The sequence below is a fragment of the uncultured Sphingomonas sp. genome, from assembly GCF_913774285.1.
Classification (GTDB): Bacteria; Pseudomonadota; Alphaproteobacteria; order Sphingomonadales; family Sphingomonadaceae; genus Sphingomonas.
This window is the reverse complement of sequence record NZ_CAJYHX010000025.1, coordinates 77,630-103,189: the sequence shown is the minus strand read 5'-3', so window position 1 is coordinate 103,189 and position 25,560 is coordinate 77,630. Positions and strand designations below refer to the sequence as shown.

General features: G+C 67.6%; 20 protein-coding genes. 13 read left to right on the top strand and 7 right to left on the bottom strand.

Annotated features, from left to right (window positions below):
• The first annotated feature begins 125 nt into the window (after positions 1-125).
• The 6 genes from QZ670_RS12380 to guaA all read left to right on the top strand — a co-directional run bounded on the left by QZ670_RS12380 (position 126) and on the right by guaA (position 7,239).
• Positions 126-1,970 carry an amidohydrolase gene (locus QZ670_RS12380; protein WP_294255769.1) on the top strand — a complete coding sequence of 615 codons (1,845 nt, stop codon included), beginning with the start codon at positions 126-128 and terminating at the stop codon, positions 1,968-1,970.
• A gap of 151 nt (positions 1,971-2,121) precedes the next feature.
• A complete protein-coding gene (locus QZ670_RS12375) occupies positions 2,122-2,997 on the top strand; it encodes a glyoxalase (protein ID WP_294255764.1) in 876 nt (291 codons plus the stop codon).
• Between the two features lie 2 nt (positions 2,998-2,999).
• Positions 3,000-3,425, top strand: a complete 426-nt coding sequence (locus QZ670_RS12370; RefSeq protein ID WP_125972537.1) for a DoxX family protein — start codon at positions 3,000-3,002, stop codon at positions 3,423-3,425.
• Complete coding sequence (locus QZ670_RS12365) at positions 3,418-4,917, top strand: alginate export family protein (protein ID WP_294255759.1); 1,500 nt, start codon at positions 3,418-3,420, stop codon at positions 4,915-4,917. The genes QZ670_RS12370 and QZ670_RS12365 overlap by 8 nt, the downstream gene beginning before the upstream one ends.
• A gap of 11 nt (positions 4,918-4,928) precedes the next feature.
• Positions 4,929-5,630 (top strand): YoaK family protein, encoded by a 702-nt coding sequence (locus QZ670_RS12360; RefSeq protein ID WP_294255757.1) that lies wholly within the window; start codon positions 4,929-4,931, stop codon positions 5,628-5,630.
• Between the two features lie 49 nt (positions 5,631-5,679).
• Complete coding sequence (gene guaA, locus QZ670_RS12355; RefSeq protein ID WP_294255754.1) at positions 5,680-7,239, top strand: glutamine-hydrolyzing GMP synthase; 1,560 nt, start codon at positions 5,680-5,682, stop codon at positions 7,237-7,239.
• Between the two features lie 73 nt (positions 7,240-7,312).
• Here the strand turns inward: guaA and QZ670_RS12350 are convergent, their stop codons facing one another.
• The gene (locus QZ670_RS12350) at positions 7,313-8,515 is read right to left on the bottom strand and encodes a PAS domain-containing sensor histidine kinase (protein ID WP_294255752.1); all 1,203 of its coding nucleotides are present in this window, start codon (positions 8,513-8,515) and stop codon (positions 7,313-7,315) included.
• Positions 8,508-9,041: a DNA-binding response regulator gene (locus tag QZ670_RS12345; RefSeq protein ID WP_294255750.1), complete on the bottom strand. Its 534-nt coding sequence runs from the start codon at positions 9,039-9,041 to the stop codon at positions 8,508-8,510. The genes QZ670_RS12350 and QZ670_RS12345 overlap by 8 nt, the downstream gene beginning before the upstream one ends.
• A 152-nt stretch (positions 9,042-9,193) precedes the next feature.
• Between QZ670_RS12345 and QZ670_RS12340 the strand changes: the two genes are divergently transcribed.
• From QZ670_RS12340 to QZ670_RS12330, 3 genes are read left to right on the top strand one after another with little or no spacing between them, the layout of a single operon-like run.
• The gene (locus tag QZ670_RS12340; RefSeq protein WP_294255748.1) at positions 9,194-10,447 is read left to right on the top strand and encodes an HlyD family efflux transporter periplasmic adaptor subunit; all 1,254 of its coding nucleotides are present in this window, start codon (positions 9,194-9,196) and stop codon (positions 10,445-10,447) included.
• Positions 10,448-10,456: 9 nt separating this feature from the next.
• Entirely contained in the window at positions 10,457-11,128 is a 672-nt protein-coding gene (locus QZ670_RS12335) for an ABC transporter ATP-binding protein (RefSeq protein WP_294255747.1), read from the top strand.
• On the top strand, positions 11,125-13,509 hold the full coding sequence (locus QZ670_RS12330) for an ABC transporter permease (RefSeq protein ID WP_294255745.1): 2,385 nt from the start codon (positions 11,125-11,127) through the stop codon (positions 13,507-13,509). Before QZ670_RS12335 ends, QZ670_RS12330 begins: the two co-directional genes overlap by 4 nt.
• A 206-nt stretch (positions 13,510-13,715) precedes the next feature.
• Here the strand turns inward: QZ670_RS12330 and QZ670_RS12325 are convergent, their stop codons facing one another.
• Together QZ670_RS12325 and QZ670_RS12320 are read right to left on the bottom strand one after the other, a co-directional pair.
• Positions 13,716-13,946 (bottom strand): hypothetical protein, encoded by a 231-nt coding sequence (locus tag QZ670_RS12325; protein ID WP_294255742.1) that lies wholly within the window; start codon positions 13,944-13,946, stop codon positions 13,716-13,718.
• A gap of 88 nt (positions 13,947-14,034) precedes the next feature.
• Positions 14,035-15,141, bottom strand: coding sequence for an LLM class flavin-dependent oxidoreductase (locus tag QZ670_RS12320; RefSeq protein ID WP_294255739.1), 1,107 nt, complete (start codon positions 15,139-15,141; stop codon positions 14,035-14,037).
• Positions 15,142-15,165: 24 nt separating this feature from the next.
• On the opposite strand from QZ670_RS12320, the gene QZ670_RS12315 reads away from it, so the two are divergent.
• Positions 15,166-16,269 carry a Gfo/Idh/MocA family oxidoreductase gene (locus QZ670_RS12315; RefSeq protein WP_294255737.1) on the top strand — a complete coding sequence of 368 codons (1,104 nt, stop codon included), beginning with the start codon at positions 15,166-15,168 and terminating at the stop codon, positions 16,267-16,269.
• On the opposite strand, the gene QZ670_RS12310 is transcribed toward QZ670_RS12315, so the two are convergent.
• From QZ670_RS12310 to QZ670_RS12300, 3 genes are all read right to left on the bottom strand, one after another.
• Positions 16,251-17,477, bottom strand: coding sequence for an MFS transporter (locus QZ670_RS12310; RefSeq protein WP_294255734.1), 1,227 nt, complete (start codon positions 17,475-17,477; stop codon positions 16,251-16,253). The two genes, QZ670_RS12315 and QZ670_RS12310, sit on opposite strands and share 19 nt — an antisense overlap.
• Positions 17,458-19,701: a TonB-dependent receptor gene (locus QZ670_RS12305; protein WP_294255731.1), complete on the bottom strand. Its 2,244-nt coding sequence runs from the start codon at positions 19,699-19,701 to the stop codon at positions 17,458-17,460. Before QZ670_RS12305 ends, QZ670_RS12310 begins: the two co-directional genes overlap by 20 nt.
• A 154-nt stretch (positions 19,702-19,855) precedes the next feature.
• On the bottom strand, positions 19,856-20,488 hold the full coding sequence (locus QZ670_RS12300) for a hypothetical protein (RefSeq protein WP_294255728.1): 633 nt from the start codon (positions 20,486-20,488) through the stop codon (positions 19,856-19,858).
• A gap of 175 nt (positions 20,489-20,663) precedes the next feature.
• On the opposite strand from QZ670_RS12300, the gene QZ670_RS12295 reads away from it, so the two are divergent.
• From QZ670_RS12295 to QZ670_RS12285, 3 genes are all read left to right on the top strand, one after another.
• Positions 20,664-21,242 carry a sigma-70 family RNA polymerase sigma factor gene (locus QZ670_RS12295; RefSeq protein WP_365894646.1) on the top strand — a complete coding sequence of 193 codons (579 nt, stop codon included), beginning with the start codon at positions 20,664-20,666 and terminating at the stop codon, positions 21,240-21,242.
• Positions 21,239-22,213 carry a FecR domain-containing protein gene (locus QZ670_RS12290; protein ID WP_294255724.1) on the top strand — a complete coding sequence of 325 codons (975 nt, stop codon included), beginning with the start codon at positions 21,239-21,241 and terminating at the stop codon, positions 22,211-22,213. The genes QZ670_RS12295 and QZ670_RS12290 overlap by 4 nt, the downstream gene beginning before the upstream one ends.
• A 124-nt stretch (positions 22,214-22,337) precedes the next feature.
• Entirely contained in the window at positions 22,338-25,517 is a 3,180-nt protein-coding gene (locus QZ670_RS12285) for a TonB-dependent receptor (protein ID WP_294255721.1), read from the top strand.
• The last annotated feature ends 43 nt before the right edge of the window (positions 25,518-25,560 follow it).

The following is a 25,560-nucleotide window of genomic DNA, read 5'->3' as shown; positions in this document are numbered from 1 at the left end:
CTCCCCTTCCGCTCGCGGGAGGGGTCGGGGGAGGGGCTGGGCGATGCCGCGGTCGACCCTCTCCACGTCACTCCCTCCCCTAGCCCCTCCCGCAAGCGGGAGGGGAACTGAAGTAAGGAAACCCCATGGCCGACTTGATCCTCGTCAACGCCCAGGTGACGACGCTCGACCGGGAAAACCCGGTGGCCGAGGCGATCGCGATCCGCGACGGCAAGTTCCTCGCGGTGGGCAGCGAAGCGGAGGTCCGCGCCGCCGCGCCGGGCGCGCAGGTGATCGACGCGCATCGCCGCCGGGTGATCCCGGGGCTGATCGACAGCCACATGCACATCATCCGCGGCGGCCTGAACTACAATATGGAGCTGCGCTGGGACGGCGTGCCGAGCCTTGCCGACGCAATGGCGATGCTCAAGCGCCAGGTCGACAATACGCCCGCGCCGCAATGGGTGCGCGTGGTCGGCGGCTTCACCGAGCACCAGTTCGCCGAGAAGCGGCTGCCGACGATCGACGAGCTCAACGCCGTCGCCCCCGACACGCCCGTCTTCATCCTCCACCTCTATGATCGCGCGCTGCTCAATGCCGCGGCGCTGCGGGTGGTGGGCTATACCAAGGACACGCCGAACCCGCCCGGCGGCGAGATCGTCCGCGATGCCGCGGGCAACCCCACCGGCTTGCTGCTCGCCCAGCCCAATGCGACGATCCTCTATTCGACGCTCGCCAAGGGCCCCAAGCTGCCCGAGGAATATCAGATCAATTCCACCCGCCACTTCATGCGCGAAGTGAACGGCCTGGGCGTCACCGGCGTGATCGACGCGGGCGGCGGCTTCCAGAATTATCCCGACGATTATGCGATCATCGAGAAGCTGCATGCCGACCGCCAGCTGACCGTGCGGATCAGCTACAACCTCTTCACCCAGAAGCCCAAGGAAGAGCTGGCGGACTTCGCCGGCTGGGTGAAGCAGGTGACGCCGGGGCAGGGCGACGACAGCTATCGCCACAATGGCGCGGGCGAGATGTTGGTCTACTCCGCTGCCGATTTCGAGGACTTCCGCGTCGCGCGTCCGGACATGCCGCCGACCATGGAAGGCGATCTCGAGCCGGTGATCCGCCTGCTCGCCGAGCATCGCTGGCCATGGCGCCTCCATGCCACCTATGACGAAACGATCGGCCGCGCGCTCGACGTCTACGAGAAGGTGAACCGCGACATCCCGCTGACCGGCATCCATTGGTTCTTCGACCATGCCGAGACGATCAGCGACCGCAACATCGATCGCATTGCGGCGCTCGGCGGCGGTATCGCCGTGCAGCACCGCATGGCCTATCAGGGCGAGTATTTCGTCGAGCGCTACGGCGCCAAGGCGGCCGAGCGTACCCCGCCGATCGCCAAGATGCTCGCGGCTGGGCTGCCGGTAGGCGCGGGCACCGATGCCACGCGTGTGGCGAGCTACAATCCCTGGGTATCGCTCAGCTGGCTGGTGACCGGGCGTACCGTCGGCGGGCTCAAGCTCTATCCGGGCGCCAACAGGGTCAGCCGCGAAAAGGCGTTGGCGATGTGGACGCACGAGAATACCTGGTTCTCGAACGAGATCGGCAAGAAGGGGCAGATCAAGGCCGGCCAGCTCGCCGATCTGGCAGTGCTCTCGGCGGACTATTTCTCGGTGCCCGAGGACCAGATCGTCCATATCCGCTCGGTGCTGACGCTGCTCGGCGGACAGGTGGTGCATGGCGACGGCGACTATGCTCCGCTCGCCCCCGCGTTGCCCCGGCCGATGCCCGACTGGTCGCCGGTCGCGACCTTCGGTGGCTACCACCAGTCGCCCGAGACCCGCGCCCAGCTTGCCTCCGCCTGCGCCTGCCACAGCAGCTGCTCGGTGCATGGTCACGACCATGCCGCGGCGCTCGGTGCGCAGGTGCCTGCCGCCGACGTCCAGAGCTTCTGGGGCGCGCTCGGCTGCGGCTGCTGGGCGGTGTGATGCTCTGTTCTGCCCCGTCCACCTGCGTTCCCCTCCCGCTTGCGGGAGGGGCCAGGGGAGGGGCTGAGCCCTATTCGCGCTTCTTCCACGTCATTCCCTCCCCGACCCCTCCCGCACGCGGGAGGGGAGCGACTTTTACAGGAGTTTCGCCATGCGCCTCTTCCTCCTCGCCTCCGCCCTGGTCGTCGCCACCCCGGCGCTCGCCCAGCAGACTGCCGACTATTCGGTCGGGCCCCAGTACGACACCACGCACGTCTACGTCCCCGAGGACCAGTTCGACAGCTTCGTCACCAGCTTCCAAGCGACCTTCGGCGGCACGACCAGCAAGCAGGGCGTGTTCCAGGTGACGCCCACCACCAGCCTCACCAAGTCGCAGCTGGTGCTGACGCCCGTCGGCACCGTCTCGGTATTCGGGTTCAAGACCCCGATCCCGTTCCCCTTCGGCGACGAACGCACCGGCTATCTGGTGACCGACATCGACGCCGCGGTGAAGGCCGCCGTGCAGCACGGCGCGGTCCGCCGGCTGGTGACGTTCCCCGATCCGATCGGCCGCGATTCGCTGATCCAGTGGCCGGGCGGCGTGAACATGCAGATCTACTGGCACACCACCAAGCCCAGCTACGCGCCGCTGGAAACGGTGCCCGAGAACCGCATCTACCTGACCGAGGATGTCGCCGATCGCTTCGTAAAGAGCTGGGTGGGCTATGCGCATGCCAAGGTGACCGCCGATGATCGCGCCGCGCCCGGCGCCGAGGTCGGCGAGCCCGGCAAGACGATCCGCCGCATCTCGATCACCAGCGGCTATGGCAAGATGGTAGTGTTCGTCACCGACGGCCTGCTGCCTTGGCCCTATGGCCGCGACATGACCGGCTATTCAGTGTCGGATCTCGACGCGACGCTCGCCAAGGCCAAGGCCGCCGGTGTCGAGACGCTGGTGCAGCCTTATGCCGCAGCCGGCGGCCGCGCGGCGATCGTGCGCTTCCCCGGCGGTTATATCGCCGAGATTCACAGCCCCGCGGCCAAGTGACCATGGCGACGCCCGATCCGCGCTTCGTCGACGCCATTCTCGACTGGCGGCCGACCTGGTTCCTCGCCCGGCTGCTGCTGGTCGGCGCGTACCTCCTCGGCGGGCTGGTCAAGCTCGCCGACTGGCAGGGCGCGGTGGCGGAGCAGGCGCATTTCGGCATGCACCCGCCCGCGCTCTGGGCGGCGCTGACGATCGCGGTGGAACTTATCGGGCCGGTGCTGATCCTCACCGGGCGCTGGATCTGGCTGGGGGCGGGGATGCTGGGGGTGTTCACCCTGCTCGCCGCCTTCACCGCCAACGCCTTCTGGACGATGCCGCCGGGTCCCGAGCGGTTCGGCGCGACCAATGCCTTTTTCGAGCATCTCGGCCTGATCGGCGGCTTCGTCCTCGCGGCGCTGGTGGCGGAGCAGGCGAAGCGGCGTGGCTAGCCTCGCCGCGGCGGTGGTGCTGGTGATGCCCGCCGCGCAGGTTCCGACATCTCCTCCGGCGTTCCCCTCCCGCTTGCGGGAGGGGCTAGGGGAGGGGCTGGAACCTAGCAGCGTCACCTCCACGTCAGTCCCTCCCCCGACCCCTCCCGCAAGCGGGAGGGGAGCGCAAGAGGCAGAGGGGCAGCAATCCCTCCCCGCCCCCGAAGCCTGGCAGGCCCCGACACTCAGCATCACCCGCTACGACGAGGACTGGTCCGACCTCGCCGATGCAGAGAAGCGCGCGCACCACTGGACCGGGCCGTTCAAATATATCCCGCTCGGCGGCGATGCGTGGCTCTCCACCGGCATCGAAGTCCGGCTGCGTAGCGAATCCTTCGCCAACAATGCGCTCAGCAACGCGGCCTCGCCCGACGACGCATATCTATGGACCCGCGTGCTGCCCTATGCCGATCTCCATGTCGGACCGTTGCGCGCCTTCGCCCAGCCGATCCTCGGCTATGCCGCCGGGGTGCGCCCCGCCGCCGGCCCGGTCGACCAGACCCGCGCCGACCTGCTCCAGGGCTTCGCGGAAGTCGATCTCGGCGTGGTCACCCTGCGCGGCGGGCGGCAGATGCTGTCGCTCGGCACCGAGCGGCTGATCGGCACGCGTTACGGCCCCAACGTGCCGCTGGCGTTCGACGGCGTGCGCGGAATCTTGGCGCTGGGGCGCGCGAAGATCAGCCTGCTCGCCGTCGCGCCGGTGGCACCCCGGCTCGGCACCTTCGACGACCGCACCTCGCCGACCAAGCGGCTCTGGGGCGCCTATGGGGTGCTGCCGGGGCTCGACCTCTATTATCTCGGCTATCGCAACCGCACCGCGCAGTTCGGCGACCGCACCGGCCGCGAGTTGCGCCACAGTTTCGGCGCGCGCATCTATGGGGCGCGCGACAACTGGCACTGGAATGTCGAGGGTGTCGCCCAGTTCGGCCGCTTCGCCGACGGGCCGATCGCCGCCTGGACGCTCGGCACCGAACTCGGCCGCAAGCTGCCCAGCCTGCCCTTCGCGCCGGACGCGGTGCTGCGCGTCAACGTGATCAGCGGCGACGGCCATGCCGGCGATCGGCGGCTCGGCACGTTCAATGCGCTGTTCCCCAAGGGCAAATATTTCGGCGAGCTGTCGCCGGTCGGCCCCTACAACCTGATCAACCTCAACCCGCGCATCGCAGGCACGCTGGGCGGCGGCGTCTCCGCCAGCATCGCGGGCAGCGCCTATTGGCGCTACAGCACGGCGGACGGCGTGTACGACATCCCCGGCAATTTGCTCCGCGCGCCCGGTACCAGCCGCGCCCGCTTCATCGGCAAGCAGATCGAAGGCGCGATCGCCTGGCAGGCCACCGCCGAGCTCGAGCTTTCCGCTTCGCTCTCCTTCTTCCAGGCCGGGCGCTTCCTGCGCGAAACCGGTGCGCCCCGCCCGATCCGGATGATCGGCCTGGAAAGCAACTTCCGATTCTGAGGACCCACGCCATGGCCGACCCCAAGACCGCCGCTTCTCCGCTTCCGCCGCTGCTCCTGCTGCTCTCCGTCACCACGGGCCTTGTCGATGCGGTGAGCGTGCTCGGGCTGGGCAAGGTGTTCACCGCGAACATGACCGGCAATATCGTGTTCCTCGGTTTCGCCGCGGCGGGCACGCCGGGCTTCACCATCGCGCCCTATATCGTCGCGCTGGCGTCCTTCCTCGTGGGCGCGCTGGTGGCGGGCAAGGTCGGCGCGCATCTCGCCGGGCAGCCGCTGCGGCGCTGGCTGGTGCTGGCGGCGGTGACCGAGGCGGTGCTGTTCGGCGTGGCCGCGGGCGTCGCCGCCTGGGCCGACGCGATGGGCATCCTGCCGGAGACCTGCGTGTTCGCGATCATCGCCCTCACCGCGATCGCGATGGGCTTCCGCAACGCGACCATCCGCCAGCTCAAGGTGCCCGATCTCACCACCACGGTGCTGACGCTGACGCTCACCGGCATCGCCGCCGATTCGCATCTCGCCGGCGGCCGCAACCCCAATATCGGGCGGCGGCTTGCGGCAGTCGTGGCGATCCTGCTGGGCGCCTTCCTCGGGGCGATCCTCGTCAACCGCTACGGCCTCGCGATTCCGCTGGTGGTTGCGGGGCTTACCGTGCTGGTCGGCACGCTGGCCTGCGTCCGCCACCCGATCGCCGCCGAGCCGCTGCGCGCCTGATCGCCCGCACCCCTTTGACAGCCCGGCGATCGCTCCCTATCGGCCAGCCATGACGCTCCAGCACACCGACTCCATCCTGATCGTCGATTTCGGCAGCCAGGTGACCCAGCTGATCGCACGCCGCGTTCGCGAAGCCGGGGTCTATTCCGAGATCGCGCCCTTCACCACCGCCGCCGAGGCCTTTGCCCGGATGCAGCCCAAGGGCATCATCCTCTCCGGTTCGCCCGCCTCGGTGCTGGACGAGGGGAGCCCTCGCGTCCCGCAGGAGATCTTCGACAGCGGCCTGCCGGTGCTCGGCATCTGTTACGGCGAGCAGGTGATGATGCACCAGCTCGGCGGCCAGGTGGTGCAGGGCGACAGCGGGGAGTTCGGCCGCGCCTTTATCGAGGTCGCCGATGACTGCGCGCTGTTCGACGGCCTGTGGCAGACCGGCGAGACCCACCAGGTGTGGATGAGCCATGGCGACAAGGTGGCGAACCTGGCCCCGGGCTTCCGCCCGGTCGCGGCCAGCCCCGGTGCCCCCTTTGCGGTGATCGCGAACGACGAGCGTCGCTATTACGCGATGCAGTTCCACCCCGAGGTGGTCCACACTCCCGACGGCGCCAAGCTGCTGGCGAACTTCGTCCGCCATGTCTGCGGCCTGTCGGGCGACTGGACGATGGCCGAGTTCCGCGCCGCCAAGATCGCCGAGATCCGCGCGCAGGTGGGCGACGGCAAGGTGATCTGCGGGCTGTCGGGCGGCGTCGATTCCGCGGTGGCGGCGGTGCTGATCCACGAGGCGATCGGCGATCAGCTGACCTGCGTGTTCGTCGACCATGGCCTGATGCGGGCAGGGGAGGCCGACCAGGTCGTCACCATGTTCCGCGAGCATTACCACATCCCGCTCGTCCATGTGGACGCGGAGGAACTGTTCCTTAGCGGCCTCGCCGGCGTCACCGACCCCGAGGCGAAGCGCAAGTTCATCGGCAAGACCTTCATCGACGTGTTCGAGGCCGAGGCGAAGAAGATCGGCGGCGCCGATTTCCTCGCGCAGGGCACGCTGTACCCGGACGTGATCGAGAGCGTCAGCTTCACCGGCGGTCCGTCGGTGACGATCAAGAGCCACCACAATGTCGGCGGCCTGCCTGCACGCATGAACATGCAGCTGGTCGAGCCGCTGCGCGAGCTGTTCAAGGACGAAGTCCGCGCGCTGGGCCGCGAACTGGGGCTGCCGGACGTGTTCGTCGGCCGCCACCCCTTCCCGGGCCCGGGCCTCGCGATCCGCATCCCGGGCGAAGTCACCAAGGAACGCTGCGACATTCTGCGCAAGGCCGACGCGATCTATCTGGAAGAGATCCGCAACGCTGGCCTCTACGACACGATCTGGCAGGCCTTCGCGGTGCTGACCCCGGTACGCAGCGTCGGTGTGATGGGTGACGGGCGTACCTATGACAGCGTATTGGCGTTGCGCGCGGTGACCTCGATCGACGGCATGACCGCCGAGGCATTCGAATTCCCCGGTGGCTTCCTGCCGCGGGTGGCGACCCGTATCGTCAACGAGGTGCGCGGCGTGAACCGGGTGACCTACGACTATACCAGCAAGCCGCCCGGCACGATCGAGTGGGAGTGAGTTTATTAGCAATATTTAGGAATTATTGCGCAGTCGTAATACAGTCGTGAATATTACAAAGGTATGATCATGTTCAACTGTTGCGTGCTGGCAGGTGGAGTTCGAAGCGGGCGCCGCTGGTCGCCGATCGGGTGACCAGCGTTCCGTCGTGCAAGGATGCAATCTGTCTCGATAAGGGCAGCCCGATGCCTGAGCTCCCCGCCTTCGTGGAGAAGAAGGGCACGAAAATCTCTTCCATCTGGTCGGGCGCGACGCCGTGCCCGTTGTCGCAAACAATGACGGTCGTGCCCGTCTCGTCCGCCTTCAATTCGATCTGAACTTTGGGATTCGGGCATTCTCGTACGGCCTCCGCCGCGTTTTGGAGAAGGTTGACCAGGGCGCGCTCGATCAGTTGCGGGTCGGCAAGGATGAGGGTCGGGTGGGGCGGTCTCGCTACCGAGAATAGGACGACCTCTTCCCCCATCGTCGGCCGCATTGCCTCGACGATATCTATGACGAGCGCTGCCAGATCGAATTTCGTCGGCACCGGGCGTGGCAGGTCGCCGAGCGCGCGATAGCGTTCGACAAAGCCGAGAAGATGCGTGGCGCGGCGTTCGATCGTGGCCAGCGCGCGTGCGGTCTGCGGGCCATGCTCGGGCAGCGCCTTCAGGCTCTCGGCAAGCGAGACGATCGGCGCGAGCGCGTTCATCATCTCGTGAGTCAGCACGCGCGTCATTGCATGCCACGCCTCGATCTCGACGGCGTCCAGTTCGCCAGCCACCCATTGCAGCGACAGGAGGCGCTGCGGCGCTGTGCCAGGCACGGTGAAGCTGCCGCACCAGGCGAGAAGGTTGCGGCCGTCCTTCGCACGAACCAGGCGACGCGCGCCGGGCGGGAGGGCCAAGACGGTCGCGGCTGTCACGGGATCGAGCGCGGCGACATCTTCCAGTCTCGCGACCATGGCGCCTGCCATGCGGCGGGCAGCGCGATTGCAGCGCACGATCCGGCCCTCTGCATCGATTACGAACAGCGCGGTGGCCACTGCGTCGAGCAAGGCCCGCAGCTGGTCAGCATCGTGCGCGTCGTCTGCAATCTCCGTCCGTGCCGGAAGGGCGGTGCGCCGCGTCAGGCTGCGATAGATATCGGCAAGGGCGAGGGCCGCCACGATCAGCAGCAGGGCGATCGTCGCGGCGTGATGCGTGGGTCGCAATTGGAGCGCGCCCCACAATGCCACGCCGGCGATGACCAGGCGCCAGCCAAGAGCAGAGACGCGCGGGGCTGCGGACCAGCTATCCATCGCGGGCGAGCCGCCGGTACAACGCCTGCCGGGTGAGCCCCAGCGATGCCGCCGCACGGCTGATATTGCCTTCGTGGCGCTGGAGGGCTTCGGCGATGGTGGATTGCTCCACGGCGGCAAGCGTTGAGGGGCGGCGCCGCGCCTCGGTGCGAGCGACGGCGTCGCGCACGGCGGCGATCAACTGGGCATTGCGCCAGGGTTTGAGCAGGAAATCGTCGCCCCCCTGCTTCATCGCCTGTACCGCAAGGCTCACGCCGCCATAGGCGGTGAGAAACACCACGCCGAGAGCAGGATCGGCGCCACGCAGGTTGGCAATGGCAGCGAGCCCTGCTTCCCCGTTTCGAGCGCCTGCGAGAAAGTTCATGTCGAGCAACACCGCATCATAGCGGCTCTCCCGCACCATCTGCGCGGCTTCGGCGGGCGCGGTGGCTTCGTCGCAGCCGTTCACATGGGGCGCAAGCGCCAGCGCCGCCGCTTGGCGAATGTCGGGATCGTCGTCGACGATGAGGATGCGGGCGCCTTTCATCGGCGCGCATGGTAGGTGCAGCCGTTAGCCACGCGCAACTGTACGAATCCGGACGGCATCGGAGTGCGAGCGGGCTTTGTCGGCGACTAAGTGGTTGCCGGGGGGTGTTTTTTCTTATCAGGCTCAGCGGATATGATGGCGTGGTGTCGTCCATGGACCATCCCATCGCCACGCCCTGGTGGCAGCGCCCGCGCCGGAGCAGCTGGATTGCTGCCCTCGCGCTGTTGGCCTTGCTGGTGACTATCGCTGCGCTGGTGCACGGGGCGGGTGCCCGGACACTGACTGTCGCGGCCGGCACGGTGACGCTGGCCACGGCGCGAATCGAGCTGTTTCGCGATGTCGTCGCGGTCCATGGCACGCTGCAGCCGCGCGAGATCCTCTATCTGGACGCAGTTTCCGGCGGGCAGGTCGCCCGGATCTTCGCGCAGCCCGGCGACCGTGTGACGGCCGGACAGCCGCTGGTCGCGTTTCGCAATGCGCAACTCGTGCGGGACGTGCTCGACAATGCCGGGCGCCTCGTCGAATCCATCACCCAGGTGCAAAGCTTCGAAACCCAGCTCGAGACCAACCGCGCGACCAACGACAAGACGCTGACCGAACTCGCGGCCAGCGTCGCGACGCTGGAGGCGAAGGCCGCGCGGGTCGACGCACTTGCCGCGCGCGGCTTCTATCCCAGGGGTGACGCCGAGGCGCTGCACATCGATCTCGCGCGCTATCGCCGCCTTCTTGCCGTGCAGCAGGCCACCAACCAGCGCCAGGAGCGGCTGCGCGCAGCACAGCTCCCCCGCCTGCGCAGCGAGCAGGAAAGCCTGAGCCGCAGCCTCGATGCGACGCATGCACAGCTCGATGACCTGATCGTACGGGCGCCGGTGACCGGTACGCTGACCCAGATCGACCTGAAGCCGGGACAAAACCGCAATCGCGGGGATCGGCTGGCCGAAATCACCAGCGATGCCGGTTTTCGCGTGGTTGCCGAGATCGACGAATACTACCTGCCGCGGGTCCGAGCCGGGCTGGACGCTGCGCTGGCCTTTGGCGGGCGCACCCTTGCAGGGCGGGTCACCCGCGTGCGCCCGGAGGTGAAGAATGGCGCGTTCACCGTCGAGATCGACTTCCTCGGCGCGCAGCCCACCGGCGCCACCCCCGGCGCAGCGATCGACGGCGAGCTCACGCTCGGGCTGGATCGCCGCGCGCTGGTGCTGCCCGCCGGCGCCGCCGCGCAGGGTAGCGGCGACCTGTTCGTGCTTGCGCCCGATGGCCGCAGTGCCCGGCGCACGCCGGTGCGCTTCGGTCGCCGCAATCCCCGCCAGGTCGAGATCCTCGCCGGCATGCAGGCGGGGCAGCGTGCCATCGTTTCCGATACTTCCAGCTGGTCGCGGATCGACCGCGTCCTCCTTACCGACTGAGGTAGTCCCATGCTGACGCTTACCGACCTGCGCAGAAGCTTCCGCACGACCGAGGTGGAGACGCGCGCGCTCGACGCCGTCTCGCTGGAGGTGGGGGCGGGCGAGTTCGTCGCGATCATGGGCCCCTCCGGCTGCGGCAAGTCGACGCTGCTCAACATCCTCGGCTTTCTCGATGCGCCCAGCGGCGGCTCCTACCGGCTGCTCGGCGAGGAAGTGGCGGGACGCTCCGAGCGGGAACGGACGAGGCTGCGCCGCGCGCATATCGGTTTCGTGTTCCAGAGCTTCAATCTGGTCGACGAGCTGACCGTGGAGGAGAATGTCGCGATTGGCCTGCTTTATCGCAGTGGCGCCGCGGCCGCGAAACGAAGGATCGGCGAGGCGCTGGAGCAGGTTGGGATCGCTCACCGTGCAAGGCACCGGCCACAGCAATTGTCCGGAGGGCAGCAGCAGCGCGTGGCGATCGCGCGTGCGCTGGTCGCCGAGCCCAAGCTGATCCTGGCGGACGAACCGACCGGCAATCTCGACAGCGCCAATGGCGAGCAGGTGATGGGCCTGCTCAAGGATGCGGTGGCGGCGGGCACCACGGTGGTGATGGTCACCCACTCGCCGCTCCACGCCGCCGAGGCGCAGCGGACGATCCGGATGCTCGACGGCCGCGTGGTCAGCGAGACGCTGCTGTGAAGCTCCGGCATTTCCTGATCGCCGGGTGGCGCGCGGCGCTGGGCGCGCGAACGCTGTCGCTGATCGCGCTGCTCGGGCTGGTGGTTGGGCTCACCGCGGCGATCCTGATGGTGATCGTGGTGCGCGGTGCCCTGGAGCAGAACGGCTTCGTTCCCGAGCGCGCGCGAACCTATCTGGCTACCTCCACCCTTTTGATGCCCGGTGGCGCGCCAGACACGCGTGACCTGAGCAGCGGCCTGGTGGCGCCGCTCGTTGCCGGTCGGCTGGCGTCGGTCGAAGCATGGGCACGGCTTGCCGAGGCCGACGTCGCGATCCGGCGCGGGGCGGTCGAGCGCAAGGAGACGATCTACTGGGCCGATCCCGCCATCGCGGAAGTGCTGCCGCGCCCGGTGTTGCGTGGGGATCTTGCGGCTACGCTCGCCCGACCCGACGGTGTGGCGATGACCGCCGCGGCGGCGCGGCGCTGGTTCGGGCGCGAGGACGTGCTGGGCGCGCCGATCACCATCGCCGGGCGCGCGATGACCGTAGGCGCCATCCTTGCCGATCTGCCGCCCGGCGCGAGCGACTGGACCCATGACATCCTGGCCTCGTCGCGCAGTGCTGCGTCGATCCTGCACGGTCTCGCCCGCCCGGCCGACGGCGGGTTCAGGATCGAGTCCAGGACCTATTTCCGCCTCCGCCCCGGAACTTCCGCTGCCGAGGCGGCGGGCCAGATGCGCCCGCTGGTCGCGACGCTGATGCCGCCGGAAATGCAGTCGCTGTATCGCATGGGGCTGGTGCGGATCGATCGGCTGGCGCTCGATGCCGATCTGCATCCCGGCGCGCGCGACCGGCTCATCACCGGCTCCATAATCGCGGCGCTGGTGTTGTTCGTAGCGGTGGCCAATACCGTCAATCTCGCGCTGGCGCGGGCGGGGCGGCGGCGCAAGGAGATCGGTGTCCGCAAGGCGGCCGGTGCGGGCCGTCGGGATATCGCGTTGCAGTTCCTCGGCGAGGCGGTGGCGGCCACGCTGGTCGCGGCGTTGCTGGCGATGGTCGCCAGCGAATGGCTGCTGCCGCCGCTCAACGCCTTTCTCGATACCAATGCCACGATCGACTATGCGCAGGCACCGTTGCTGACGCTCGGCATCATCGCCGGCGCGGTCGTGATCGGCCTGCTTGCCGGTGTTTACCCGGCGCTCGTCGTCTCGCGCCTGCCGCCCGCGACGATCTTGCGTCCGGATGCCCGTACCGGGGATGGCGGCACCAGGGTGCGCGCGGTGCTGGTGACGCTGCAGTTCGCGGTGCTGATCGGCCTGCTGATCGCCACTGGCATCGTGTACCAGCAGCGCCGCTTCGCGATGGCGCAGGGCACGGGCGCGGACGTCGCGCAGATGCTCACGGTAGATGCGGATTGCCCGCCAGGCTTCGTCGCGGAGGTCGCGCGCCTGCCCGGCGTGAAGGGCGTGGCGTGCCACGGATCGGAGTTCGTGACGGGCGAGGGCGGGTCCTTCATCGAGCTGCGCGGCCGACCGGTCCAGATCCTCGTTGCGGCGGCACTGCCGGCCACGTACGCGCTCTATGGGGTTCCGCCGATTGCCGGCTCGCTCGCAGGACTGCCGCCGCGGGGCGAACCCCAGGTGCGGCGCATCGTCCTCAACGCGGCGTCGGTGAAGGCGCTGGATTTGGGGTCGCCGCGCGATGCGGTTGGCAAGCGCGTGCCGGTGACCAACTTCTCGCCGTTCACCGAAGGCGAGCAGATCGGCGTGGTTGCCGCGGTCGTGCCGAACTTCCAGTTCACCTCGGCCGAACTGGCGGCGAAGCCCACCGTGTATATCGACGCCCCGCGACGGGTGGGGCCCAGCGCCGGCATGGTGTCGATCCGCCTGTCCGGCAGCCAGGTGCCGGAGACGCTCGCGGCAATCGATCGCGTCTGGCGAGAGACGGGCGGCGAGAAGCCGATCCGCCGCCGCTTCCTGTCCGATCGGATGGAGGAACTCTATCGCGATCTCGAACGCGGTATGCAGCTGTTCGCGATCTTCGCCGCGCTGGCGGTGCTGCTGGCGGCGGCGGGCATGGTAGGCATCGCCATCGCCACCACCGATCGTCGCACCAAGGAGATCGGCATCCGCAAGGCGATGGGCGCAAGCACCGGGCAGGTGCTGTGGCTGCTGCTCCGCCAGCTTACGCGCCCTGCGCTGCTGGCCAACCTCATCGCCTGGCCGGTAACCTGGTGGGCGATGCAGCACTGGCTGAACGGCTATGCCTATCGGATCGACATGCCGCTATGGCTGTATCCTGCGGCGGGCGGGGCTGCGTTCGTCATCGCAGTTGCAAGCATTGGTGCGCTGACAGGCGTAGCTGCGCGCAGGGCGCCTATCGTTGCGCTTCGGTACGAGTGACCTGGCTCGCCACAGCCTTGTGACCGTAGGCTTAACTGGGGCGAAGCGGCACATGGTGCTCTTCATGGCATCGCGTGGAAATGGTTGCGCTAAAGCTCTGATAAAAAGGCGTTCTCTCCCGCCATATGTTCGAGTGGGAATGATCCCACGTCGGGGGCAGGCTTCGCTGTCCTGAACCGTGCCGGTTGACATGCTCGGTGCGGGGCTCAGCCGTGCGTGCTACCGCGCGCATAGGCGGCTTGGTCGACCTCGCGTCCGCTCAGGATCGCATCGTTGAAGATGCGGTGGTCGTGCGGTACCTCGACTTCGACATCCGTCCCCGCGAACTTCATGTGGACAGTGCGACGGCGATGGTCCCAGTGGAAGAAGGCTTCCTCGAACGGCTCGAACAGATAGCGGTCCCGGTCCTGAAAGAAGTTGCCTTTCTCCATCGTCATGGCGGCCGTCCTCCTTCGCACCTCAGCGCCCGCGGGAATCCTAAGCGCGGCGCATGACTTATTCGACCGCGATGCGCCCGCTCGTCCTCTAGCCCGTCAGTGGACCATGTTCCAGCTTGGGCAGCACATGCCGCGCGAACAGGTCCGCTTCGGCGGCATGGGGGTAGCCGGAGAGGATGAACGCCTCGATCCCCAGCGCGCGATAGGCATTGAGCTTGGCGAGCACCTGGTCGGGATCGCCGACGATCGCCGCACCGCAACCCGAGCGGGCGCGGCCGATGCCGGTCCAGAGATTGTCCTCGGCGTAGCCGTCGTCCGCGGACGCCTCGCGCAGTTCGGCCTGGCGGCGCACGCCGGCCGACTGGGCATCAAGCGAACGGGCGCGGATCGCTTCGCCCTGCGCCGCGTCGAGGTGCGAGAGCAGCCGGTCGGCAGCGGTGCGGGCTTCGGCTTCGGTCTCGCGGACCACGACATGGACGCGGTAGCCGAAGCGCAGCGTCCGGCCGCGCTTGGCCGCGCGGGCGCGCAGGTCGTCGAGTGTGGCGGCGACGGCCTCCATCCGGTCCGGCCACATGAGGTAGACATCGGCACCTTCGGCCGCCGCTTCGCGGGCATCCTCCGACAGGCCGCCGAAATAGAGCTGCGGCGCGCGTCCCGAAACGGTGGTGATTCGCGGCGGCTCGACCTTGAGCTTCCAGAACTCGCCCTGGTGATCGAGCGCTTCCCCGTTCAGCAGGGTCTTCAGGATGTGCATCGCCTCGATCGTGCGGCGGTAGCGCGGCGCCGACGCCAGCGTCTCACCCGGCAGGTCGGAGGAGATGATGTTGATCGCGAGGCGGCCGCCGAGAATGCGGTCGATAGTCGCGATCTGGCGGGCGAGCTGGGGCGGCCAGCTCTCGCCGACGCGCACCGCCATCAGCAGACGGATGCGGCGGACCAAGGTGGCGATCGCGGCGGCGAAGGCGGTGGTGTCGATCCCCAGCGCATAGCCCGAGGGCAGCAGGATATTGTCGAACCCGGCGCTTTCCGCCGCCAGCACGATGTCGCGGCAATGCTCCCAGCTGGAGAGCAGACGCGGGTCGGGCTGGCCGAGAAACTCGTAATCATCGTCGCAAAGGGCGGAAAACCAGCTCACTTCGCAGGGGGGAAGTTGTTCTTGCTTGCCGGATGCGTCGGTCTGGGGATGGGTGGTCATCGTTCAATGCCTCTGGAGAAGAGTATGGCGTCGCGAATTCGGTATGGTCTGGTCGGGTGCGGGATGATGGGCATGGAGCATATCCGCAATCTCGCGATCACGCCCGGGGCGGAGCTGGTGGCGATCGCCGATCCGGTCGAGACCTCGCTCGGCTGGGCGCGCGAGGCGCTGGGCGGCAAGGCGCAGGACGTGACCGCCTATCGCGATGCCGAGGCGCTGGCCAAGCATGACGGGCTCGACGCGGTGATCGTCGCCAGCCCGAACTTCACGCATCGTGACATGGTGGCGCCGCTGTTCGATGCGGGGCTCCACATCCTGTGCGAGAAGCCGCTGGCGACGACGATCGAGGATGCCCGCTGGATCGCCGAGCGCGCCGCGCGCCACTCGGCGGTGTTCTGGACCGCGATGGAATATCGCTACATGCCCCCCGTCGCCGCGCTGATCGCCGGCGTGCATGGCGGCGAGATCGGCCGGCTGCGCATGCTGGCGATGCGCGAGCACCGCTTCCCCTTCCTGGTCAAGGTGGGCGACTGGAACCGCTTCGCGCGCAATACCGGCGGCACAATGGTGGAGAAATGCTGCCATTTCTTCGACCTGATGCGCTTCATCGTCCGCAGCGAGCCGGTGCGGGTCTATTGCTCGGGCGCGCAGGACGTGAACCATCTCGACGAGCGCTATGACGGCGCCGTGCCGGACATCGTCGACAACAGCTTCACCACCGTCGATTTCGCCGACGGCACCCGCGCGCTGCTCGACCTGTGCATGTTTGCCGACGGCGCGGAGGAGCAGGAGGAGATCATCGCGACCGGCGACATCGCCCGGCTCGACGTGAGCATCCCCGGCAGCGTGCTCACCCGTTCGCCGCGCACCGGCTTCGGCAACCCCAAGGCGCCCGAGAAGCGCCACATCGACGTGGACGCGGCGGCGCTGGCGGCGGGCTCGCACCATGGCTCGACCTACTACCAGCATCAGGCCTTCGCCCGTGCGGTGCGAGGCGAGGGGCCGGTGGAAGTGACCGCCGAGGACGGGCTGAAGGCCGTCGCGATCGGCATGGCGGCGGAGATCAGTCTGCGCGAGCATCGGGTGGTCGACATGGCCGAGCTGCTGGGTCAGTCCGCGTCCGCATAGGCGGTGCGCGGCAGGATCCAGCGCACCAGCAGCGCGCCGGCGAGGTAGGAGAAGGCGGCGATCCAGAACATCGGCGCATAGCCATGGCCATTGTCGAGCGACCAGCCGGCGAGCTCGAGAATGGCCATGCCGGCCAAGTTGCCGGCAAAGGCGCCGATGCCGATCACCGATCCGACACGGTTCGCCGGAAAGATGTCGGTCGCCAGCCCGAAGACGTTGGTCGAGAAGCCCTGATGCGCGAACAGCGCGAGGCCGAGCAGCAGGGCGGCAAGCCAAGGGTTGCTCGCCACCAGCACCAGCGGGATCGGCAGCACGAGCAGCGCATAGCCGAGCAGCGTTGCGTGCCGGACCTTCTCGGGCGGCCAGCCGCGCGTGAGCAGCCAGCCCGGTACCCAGCCGCCGCTTATCGCGCCCAGCGCGGCGAGGCTGTAGGCGAGCGCCACGGGGAGCCCCAGCGCGCCCTGCTCCAGCCCGAACTGGCGGTGGAACAGGTCGGGCGTCCAGAACAGCAAAAACCACCAGACCTGGTCGCTCAGCACCTTGGCCACAGCGATGGCGAACGTCCGCCGGTCGCGCAGAAGATGAAGCCACGGCACGTCGGAACGCGGGCCGCGAACGCCCGCGGCGGCGGGGACGTAGCGCAGCCATATCGCCACCCAGACCAGGCCCAGGCCGCCCGCGATCAGGAAGCTGCCCTTCCATCCCACCAGCAGCGCCAGCGCGGGGATCAGCAAGGGGGTGAGGATCGCGCCGAAATTGGGCGCGGTGTTGCCGATGCCGAGCGCGCGCGAGCGCTCGGCGGGCGGGAAGAAGGTAGCGGCGGACTTCACCGCCGCCGGGGTGCCGATCGACTCCGCCGCCCCCAGCACCGCGCGCGCGGTCACGAACTGCGCGACGGTGGAAGCGAAGGCATGCGCCATGCCCGCGATGCTCCACACCGCCACACCCAGCGCGAAACCGCGCCGCAGCCCCACCCGATCGAGGAACCAGCCGGTGCCGAGAAAGGCCAATGCCGCGGCGAACTGGAAGGCCGAGGCCATGTGCGCATAGTCGCGATCGGACCAGTGGAACTCGCCCTGCAGCATGGGCTTGAGCAGGGCGAGGATCTGCCGGTCGACATAGTTCAGCATCACCGCGCCGAACACGAGGGCGAGGATCGCCCAGCGACCCTGCGCCCCGGCGGTGGTGTCAGTAGCGGATGCGCGCATTCAGGCCGACATAGCGATCATTGTCCCGGGGCACGTAACGGACCACGCCCGCCGTGGTGCCATAGACGAGGTAGTTGGAATAGTGCTGGTCGAGGATGTTCTTCACCAGCGCGCGCAGCTCCCAGCGCTCGCCGCCGATCAGCGCGATGCTGGCGTTCCAGATGCCATAGGCGGGCTGGATGGTGTCCGGGTTCTGGGTGATCGCGTACTGCGTCTTGCTCTTGTAGCTGGCGTCGGTCTGCAGCTCGACCGCCAGGCCGTCGGTGATCGGCAGCTTCCACGCCGCGCCGCCGCTCAGCTTCCAGTCGGGCGCGAAGGGCAGGGCGCCGCCGTCGATCGAGGTGCAGGTGGTGGCCGCCGGGCAGTTGAAATGGCGGATGCGCGCATCGGTGCGCGCCACCGCGAAATTGAGCGTCAGCCGGTCGGTCGGCCGCGCGTTCAGATCGGCCTCGACGCCCTTGGTCCGCACCCGGCCCGCGTTGATCAGCCGGGTGACGATCGCGCCGAGATAGGTGTCGGTGTAATTGGCCTGGAAGCCGTCATAATCGGTGAGATAGGCCGCAATCCCACCGCTCACCCGCCCGTCGAACAGGCTGCCCTTGAGGCCGACTTCGTAGCTGGTCGAGGTCTCGGGCGCGAGCGGCTGGGTGTCGAACGCCTGCATGTTGAAGAAGACGTTGTAGGCCGGCCCCTTATAGCCGCGCGAGAAGGTGAAATAGGTGTTGGCGTTGCGCGCCAGCTTGTACTGCACGCCGGCGCGGGCGCTGTAATCCACCCGGTCGGTCTTGCCGCTGCTGGCGAAGCTGGGGCGGATGCCCGACACGCCGGTCGCGGTATCCGACACGCGCTGGTGGAAATAGCTGAGCGAATCGTGGATCAGCCGCCCGCCCGCGATGAAGGTCAGCGTGTCGGTGGCGTGGAGGTTGGCCTCGCCAAACAGTGCGTGGTTCTGCGCGCGGATGCCGTAGTTGGCGACCCCGTTGTTGGTCACCGGCGCGCCAACGATCAGCTGGGTGACGCTGCGCTGATAGCGCTCGTCCGTATCGGCGGAGAGGAGGTAGGCGCCGACGACATAGTCGACCAGCCCGCCCTGCGGCGAGGCGAGGCGGATCTCCTGCGAGAACTGGTCGAAGTCCACCGTGCCGTCGTCGCGGCCCTGCGGGAAACCGGTAGCGAGGATCGCGCGCGCGTCCCAATCGGGCGTCTGGTGGTTCTTCCACTCACGATAGGCGGTGATCGAGGTCAGCGTATAGCCGCCGCCCAGCCCCCAATCGAGCGTGATCGAGCCGCCATAGTTGCGGTCGCGCACCTCGGCGTCGAAATTGGTGTTGATCCGGGTGTTGTTCGCGCCCGGCACGATGCCCTCCTGCGTCAGCAAGCCGGCAAGGGTGGGGTTCGGCGTCACCACGCCGGTCGGGTAGGCGACGCGGCTGGAGCTGACATAGACACCCTGCGGCGTATCGTCGCGATTGTAGAGATAGTCGCCGGCAAACGTGATCGTCACGTCGTCATTGGGCTTGGCAACGATCTTGCCGCGCACGCCCCAGCGGTCATAGCCGTTCACCCAGCTCCGGGTGCCGACATTGTAGACGTTGCCGCGATAGGCGGCGTAGAGCCCGCTCAGCGTATAGCCGATGGTGCTGGTGATCGGGCCCGACACGGTACCCTTGATGCGGCCTTCGCCGCCCTCATAATAGCCGCCTTCCAGTGACCCTGTCTGCGTCTTGGTCGGGCTTTTGGTCACGAGGTTGATCACGCCCGCCGAGGCGTTCTTGCCGAACAGCGTGCCTTGGGGACCGCGCAGCACCTCGAGATGGTCGAGATCGAGCAGGTCGAGCGTTGCCTGGCCCGGGCGCACCAGCACCACGCCGTCAATCACCGTAGAGACCGAGCTCTCCACGCCCGGCGAGGTTGTGATGGTGCCGACGCCGCGGATGAACACGGTGCGGTCCTTGTTCGACTGGCCGGTGCGGAAGTCGACCGTCGGGATGACAGTGGAGAGGTCCTGCAGCGTGTTGAGGTTGCGCGACGCCGCGACGTCGCCGTTCACCACCGAGACGGCGATCGGCACGTCCTGCAGATTCTCGTTGCGGAAGCGCGCGGTGACGACGATGTCGCCAGCGCTGTCTTTCGGGGGCGCCTCGGCATCCTGTGATTGAGCAAGCGCGGGTTGCGCCACGCCTGCCAGCAGACCCGCTACCACCCAACCATCCATGCGCCCCATTCGATCCTCCTTATGTGATGCGCGGGGTGGTAATTCCCAGCGCGGCAATAGGAAAATATGCTTTTGCTTGGGCGCGGCAAAGCAGGCCTTCGCGAGCGCGTGAAAATTCGTTCACTGCGAGGGGGAAGGTCCGAGTTACCCCATCGCCTCGCTTCTACCGTCGGGCAACCTGCGGCGCCCAGTCTACCGAGCAGGCCGCTGTCACTTGAACCCTTGCGCGATTGGCGCGGAGCAGTGCGGCGTCGATGCCGTTGACCAGCGCAAATCGGTAGCGACCCGGCTCCAGGAAAATGGCTTCTGCCGTGGTCCGGCCGCGGCGCAGCCCGTCGAGATCGTCCGTGTTCACGGCGAAGCGGTGTCGCGTACGCGCCTTCGCCCAGGAAAGGGCCTGCGACGGCAGCAGGATGTCGTCTGCTTCAACGGTATCGCCGTCATAGGGAGAATAGAGTTCAAGCAGCCCCCGCTCTGGCGTCACCACTACCAGCACATGTTTTCGCGCGACCTGGTCGGCAGGCAGAGTCAGTTGGAAGGCGCGCGAGGCGGGGCTGCTCCCGCGAAGGGTAGCAAGCGAACATGCCATACCGCCGATCCCAGGCACGCGGGCCGGGAAAGGCCGCTTCTTGGCCCCCGCTACGGCTTCGGTCAGATCCGCGGCGTAGAGGGCGGCCGGCCTCGGCTCCAGGGTAATCATCGCGTGGCTCGCGCTGACGAATCCCGTGACCGGCAGCAGCGCGATCGGAGCAGCCAACGCCATCATTTTCAAGGAACGCGGCAGGAAACTGGTCATCATCCGCCCATACAGCCTGCGCCGGAGGGTTGCCATCCCGGCAAGGGCACGACACCCTGCGGGCACAGCGGCCACAAAATCACCTCTTCTCGCGAAGGATTTCGCTAGCCCAGGTCTCTCTGAGGGCAAATAGAATAGCTGCGCGAAGCCATAGGAGGGAACGGCGACACGCGACCTGAAATCTGCGCTGGAGCGCCGCCAACTTCTGGCGCGATGGGTCGCGTGCGAGATCGTTCCGCACGAGGGCCGCATCCGCACCTGGTTCGCGCGCCGACGGCTGGCGCCCGAGGATGTGGATGAACTGATGCAGGAAGCCTATTGCCGGATCGCGACGCTGGACTCGGTCGACCATATCGATTGCGGGCACGCCTATTTCTTCTCGATCGCGCGCAACCTTTTGCTGCGCAAGCTCAAGCGCCAGCAGGTCGTCCCCCTCGAGGCGATCAGCGAGATCGAGAGCTTCCGCGACACGCAGACTCCCTCGCCCGAGGAGCAGGTCTCGACTCGTCTCGCCTATGAGCGGGTAATGGCGCTGATCGCGGGCCTGCCCGAACGCTGCCGTCGCATCGTCGAACTGCGCAAGATCGAAGGCTGGTCGCAGAAGGAAATCGCCGCGCATATGGGCATGACCGAGAAAGCGGTGGAGAAACAGGTCTGGATCGGCGTGCGCGCCATCCGCGAGGGCTGGTCTGCCGCAACGGGCGCGGTCGACGCCGAAGCTTCCCCGGTCGGCCGCAAGGCGGGCATCCTGTGAGCGAGTCCAGCCGCCCGAGCGACGAAGACGCCGCGTCCCTGTGGGTCGCCCGCATGGATGGCGGCGCCTGGAGCGAGGCGGACGAGACCGAACTGCAGCACTGGCTGGCGCGGGACCCGCGTCGACACGGCCTGCTGCTTCGGACCCAGGCTCTTTGGCAGGTGCCCCATCTCGAACCGCAGGCCGCCGTGGAGAATGACGTGCCGCTGGATACCGGCACGCCGGGTTGGCGGCGACGCGGGGTGCTGGGAGGGCTGCTCGCGGCCTCGGCTGCCGGGATCGTCGGCGCTTGGCTCTTCCCTGGGCGCGGCGTCGGCTATGTGACCAAGGTGGGCGAGATCCGGCGGGTGCCGCTTGTCGACGGATCGGTGATGACGATCAATTCGGGTACCGAGCTGCAGGTGCGCATCGCCAAGCGCGCCCGCGAAGTCGAGCTGGCGCAGGGCGAGGCCTGGTTCGAGGTCGCCAAGGATGCCGCCCGTCCGTTCGTGGTTGCCTCGGGCAAGGTGCGGGCGAAGGCGATCGGCACTGCCTTCTCGGTGCGCAAGCGCGACAATGGCGTCGAGGTGCTGGTCACCGAAGGCGTGGTCGAGACCTGGTCGGACGGGGAGGAGGCGCAGCGCGTGCGGCTCACCGCCGGGCAATGCGCGCTGATCAACGACCATGCCATCGTCCATTACGAAACCGACAAGCCGTCGTCGGTTGACCGTGCGCTCGCCTGGCGCAGCGGCATGATTGATCTCGACGGCACCACCCTCGCCGACGCCGCCGACGAGTTCAACCGCTATAACGATCGCCAGATCGTCATCGCCGATCCCGATGCGGCGGGCGAGCGCTTCGACGGGCTGTTCCGCATCAACGATCCCGAGGGCTTCGCCGAGGCCGTCCGCAACGCGCTCGATCTGACCGTCAACACCAGCGATCCCCGCTTCATACGTATTCAGCGTGCGGCCAAATCGCGCACCCTGTAATCGGCCGATCGAAAAAATCCGCACAGTGGAAGAATTTGCGTGAAGGAAAATCCAGCGCCGGGTCTCTAGGTACGTACAGGTCACAAAGACCTGACAAAAAGTAGAATGAACAGGGAGGGGTTTCATGGCGAACGCCACGTTGCGTGGGGTGCTTTTCGCATCCACGAGCATCGTCTGCATGGTCGCACTGCCTGCGGCAGCACAAGCTGCCGCGCAAACCAAGCGTTTTTCCATCGATGCGCAGCCAGCCGAGACCGCGATCGGTCTGTTCGGCCATCAGGCCGACGTGCAGATCATCGCGGCGCGCCGGCTGACGCAATCGGTCCGCACCAACGGCGTGCGCGGCGAATATACGGTGGGTGACGCGCTCAATCGCCTCTTCGCCGGCACCGGGCTGGTCGCGCGCCAGACCGGCCCGCGGACCTACGCCGTTGTCCCCAAAGCCGCCCCTGACCGTCTCGTGCCCGCCACAGGCACGAAGCTCGCGCTGAGCGCGCCGAGCGGGGGGACGCAGGCGCAGTCCCCGACGCCTGCGTCCTCCCAGTCCACCGCAGCGGCGCCGCCGCAAGTGGCGGGCGAGGACGATCCCGCGATCGTCGTGACCGGCCTGCGCGCCAGCCTCGACAATTCGCGCGGGATCAAGCGCGAGGCATCGGGCATCGTCGACGCGATCTCGACCAAGGACATCGGCAAGCTGCCCGACGCCAACCTGGCGGAGTCGCTCCAGCGCATCACCGGCGTGTCGATCGACCGCTCGGGCGGCGAGGGTGCCTTCATCACCGTCCGCGGCTTCGGCCCGGAGTTCAACACGGTGCTGGTCAACGGCCGCCAGGTCGCCACGCCGACCGACCCGAGCCAAGCATCGGGCCGCGCCTTCGCCTTCGACACGCTGGCATCCGAGCTCGTCTCGGGCGTCGAGGTCTACAAATCCTCGACCGCGCGCTACCAGTCGGGCGGCGTCGGCTCGACGGTCAACATCAAGACTGCGCGGCCTTTCGACTATAAGGGCCTGAAATTCGGCGCGACCGTCGACGTCAACTATGACGAGAATGCGAAGAAGAGCGCGCCGGACGCCTCCTTCCTGTTCGCCGACACCTTCGCCGACGGCAAGCTCGGCGTGCTGCTCTCGGGCAGCTATCAGCGCCGCTTTACCCGACTCAAGCAGGCAGTGACCGATGGCTGGCTGATCAACCCCGCCATTCCCGCGGCGGAGGTCAATGGCGGCAAGGGCGCCGTTGGCTCGGGTAATCCGCAGGGCAACGTCTTCATCCCGCAGAATTTCGACACCCGCGTCACGCGCGAGGACCGCGAGCGGATCGGCGGCACGCTGGTGCTGCAATATCGCCCGAGCGACGCCGTGACCGTAACCGCCGACGGCCTCTACACCAAGTTCACCAACACCACCGACGCGCGCTCCTACGGCCACTGGTTCACCGCGTCGAACCTGACCAACGTCAAGACCGACGCCAACGGCACCGCCATCGACCTCACCCAGGCGACCGGGATCGCCACCGACTTCCACGACAAGAAGTTCGACAAGCGCACCAACACACGCGCCGTCGGCCTCAACGTCGAGTGGCAGATCTCGCCGACAATCACCGCCAGCCTCGACGGCACCTATTCGCTCGCCAAGGAAGATCCCAATGGCGGCAAGGAAGCCTATCTGGCGCTGCTCGGCTATCTGACCGGATCGTCGCGCTACCAGTCGGACGGCTCGCGTCTGCCCTGGCAGACCGAGACCCTGCCGACCTTCGCCAACCCAACCAGCCGCTGCGGCAGCGCCGTCACCGATTCCGGGCGGCCGGGGAGCACCACCGTGGTGGGCGACGGCCAGCCGATGTGCCAGCACGTGATGCTGCTGCGCGGCTATGGCGTCCGCGACGAGGTGAAGCAGGGCCGTGCCGACTTCACCTACAAGGGCGACGGGCTGGAAGGACTGGTGAAGGCCAGCAGTGGCTTCTATTGGTCCGAGGACAAGAAGGATACGTCGCTCTATTCCAACGACGGCGGTACCGGCTGCACCACCTGCGGCTACAACCTGCCGGTGCCCCCGGGCGTGGCGATCACCACCTTCAACGCCGGCAGCAACTTCCTCTCGGGGGTGAGCGGCTCCAATCGCCTACCGACCCAGTGGCAGACCTTCGACGGGCCCGCACTGTTCAACGCCATCACCGCGCAGCAGGGGCCGGGCTTCACCTTCGCCCCACCGCTGGTCAACGACACCATCGTCAAGGAGCGGGTGATCGGCGGGTATCTGGAAACCGAATGGCACGGAGAGGTTGCCGGGCGGCCGATCTCGATCGTCGCGGGCGTGCGCTTCGAGGATACCTCGACCAACGTCAACGGCCTCGCCACCGCCTATACCGCGCTGGTCAAGCTGGCCAACGACCAGACGCAATATGGCTCGACGTCTTCGGGCACGACCCGCACCATCGGTACGACGCACTATACGGACATCCTGCCCAACATCGCGCTGAAGTGGCAGGTGTCGAACGCGTTCACCGTGCGCTTCGCGGCCTCGCAGACGATCACCCGGCCGACGCTGGAGCAGCTTTCGCCGGTTACGACCCTGGTGACGCTGCGCCCCGGCAACTTCGCCGCCAGCCGCGGCAATGCCGATCTCAAGCCGTTCAAGGCCAGCAACCTCGATGTGTCGTTCGAATATTATTATGGCCGGTCGAGCTATGTGTCGCTCGGCGGCTATCTGAAGAACGTCAACAACTTCATCGTGCTCAACCAGACCACCGGACCGGTTGCCGGCGTATCCGGTTCCCTGCTCGACCCGGCCACCGGGCTCCCGGCGCAGTTCACCATCACGGCCCCGGTCAACGGGCAGGATGCGACGGTGACCGGGCTGGAGGCCGCGTGGCAGCACGCGTTCGGCGACACCGGCTTCGGCTTCCAGCTCAACGGCACGCTGGTCGGGTCCAACCGCCACCTCAACCCGCAGGATCTCAGCAACAAGTTCGCGCTGACCGGCCTGTCCAACTCGGCCAATGCGGTGGCCTTCTACGACGCGCACGGGATCGAGGCGCGGGTGGCATTCAACTGGCGCGACCACTTTCTCCAGTATCTCGCCCCGCCGCCGCTCAACGGCGCCGGCCAGGCGGTCACCCAGGTGCGCGCCTATTCGCAGGTCGATGCCAGCCTCACCTATCACATCAACCCGCAGGTGGCGGTCTTCGCCGAAGGCGCCAACCTGACCAAGTCGATCGCCTTCAAATATGCCTATTACGCCAACCAGTTCCTCAATGCCGAGGATACCGGGCGGCGGTTCAAGCTGGGCGCGCGGATCAGCTTCTGATTGGACGCACCCGGGGATCGAGGCCGGGCAGGGAAACCTGTCC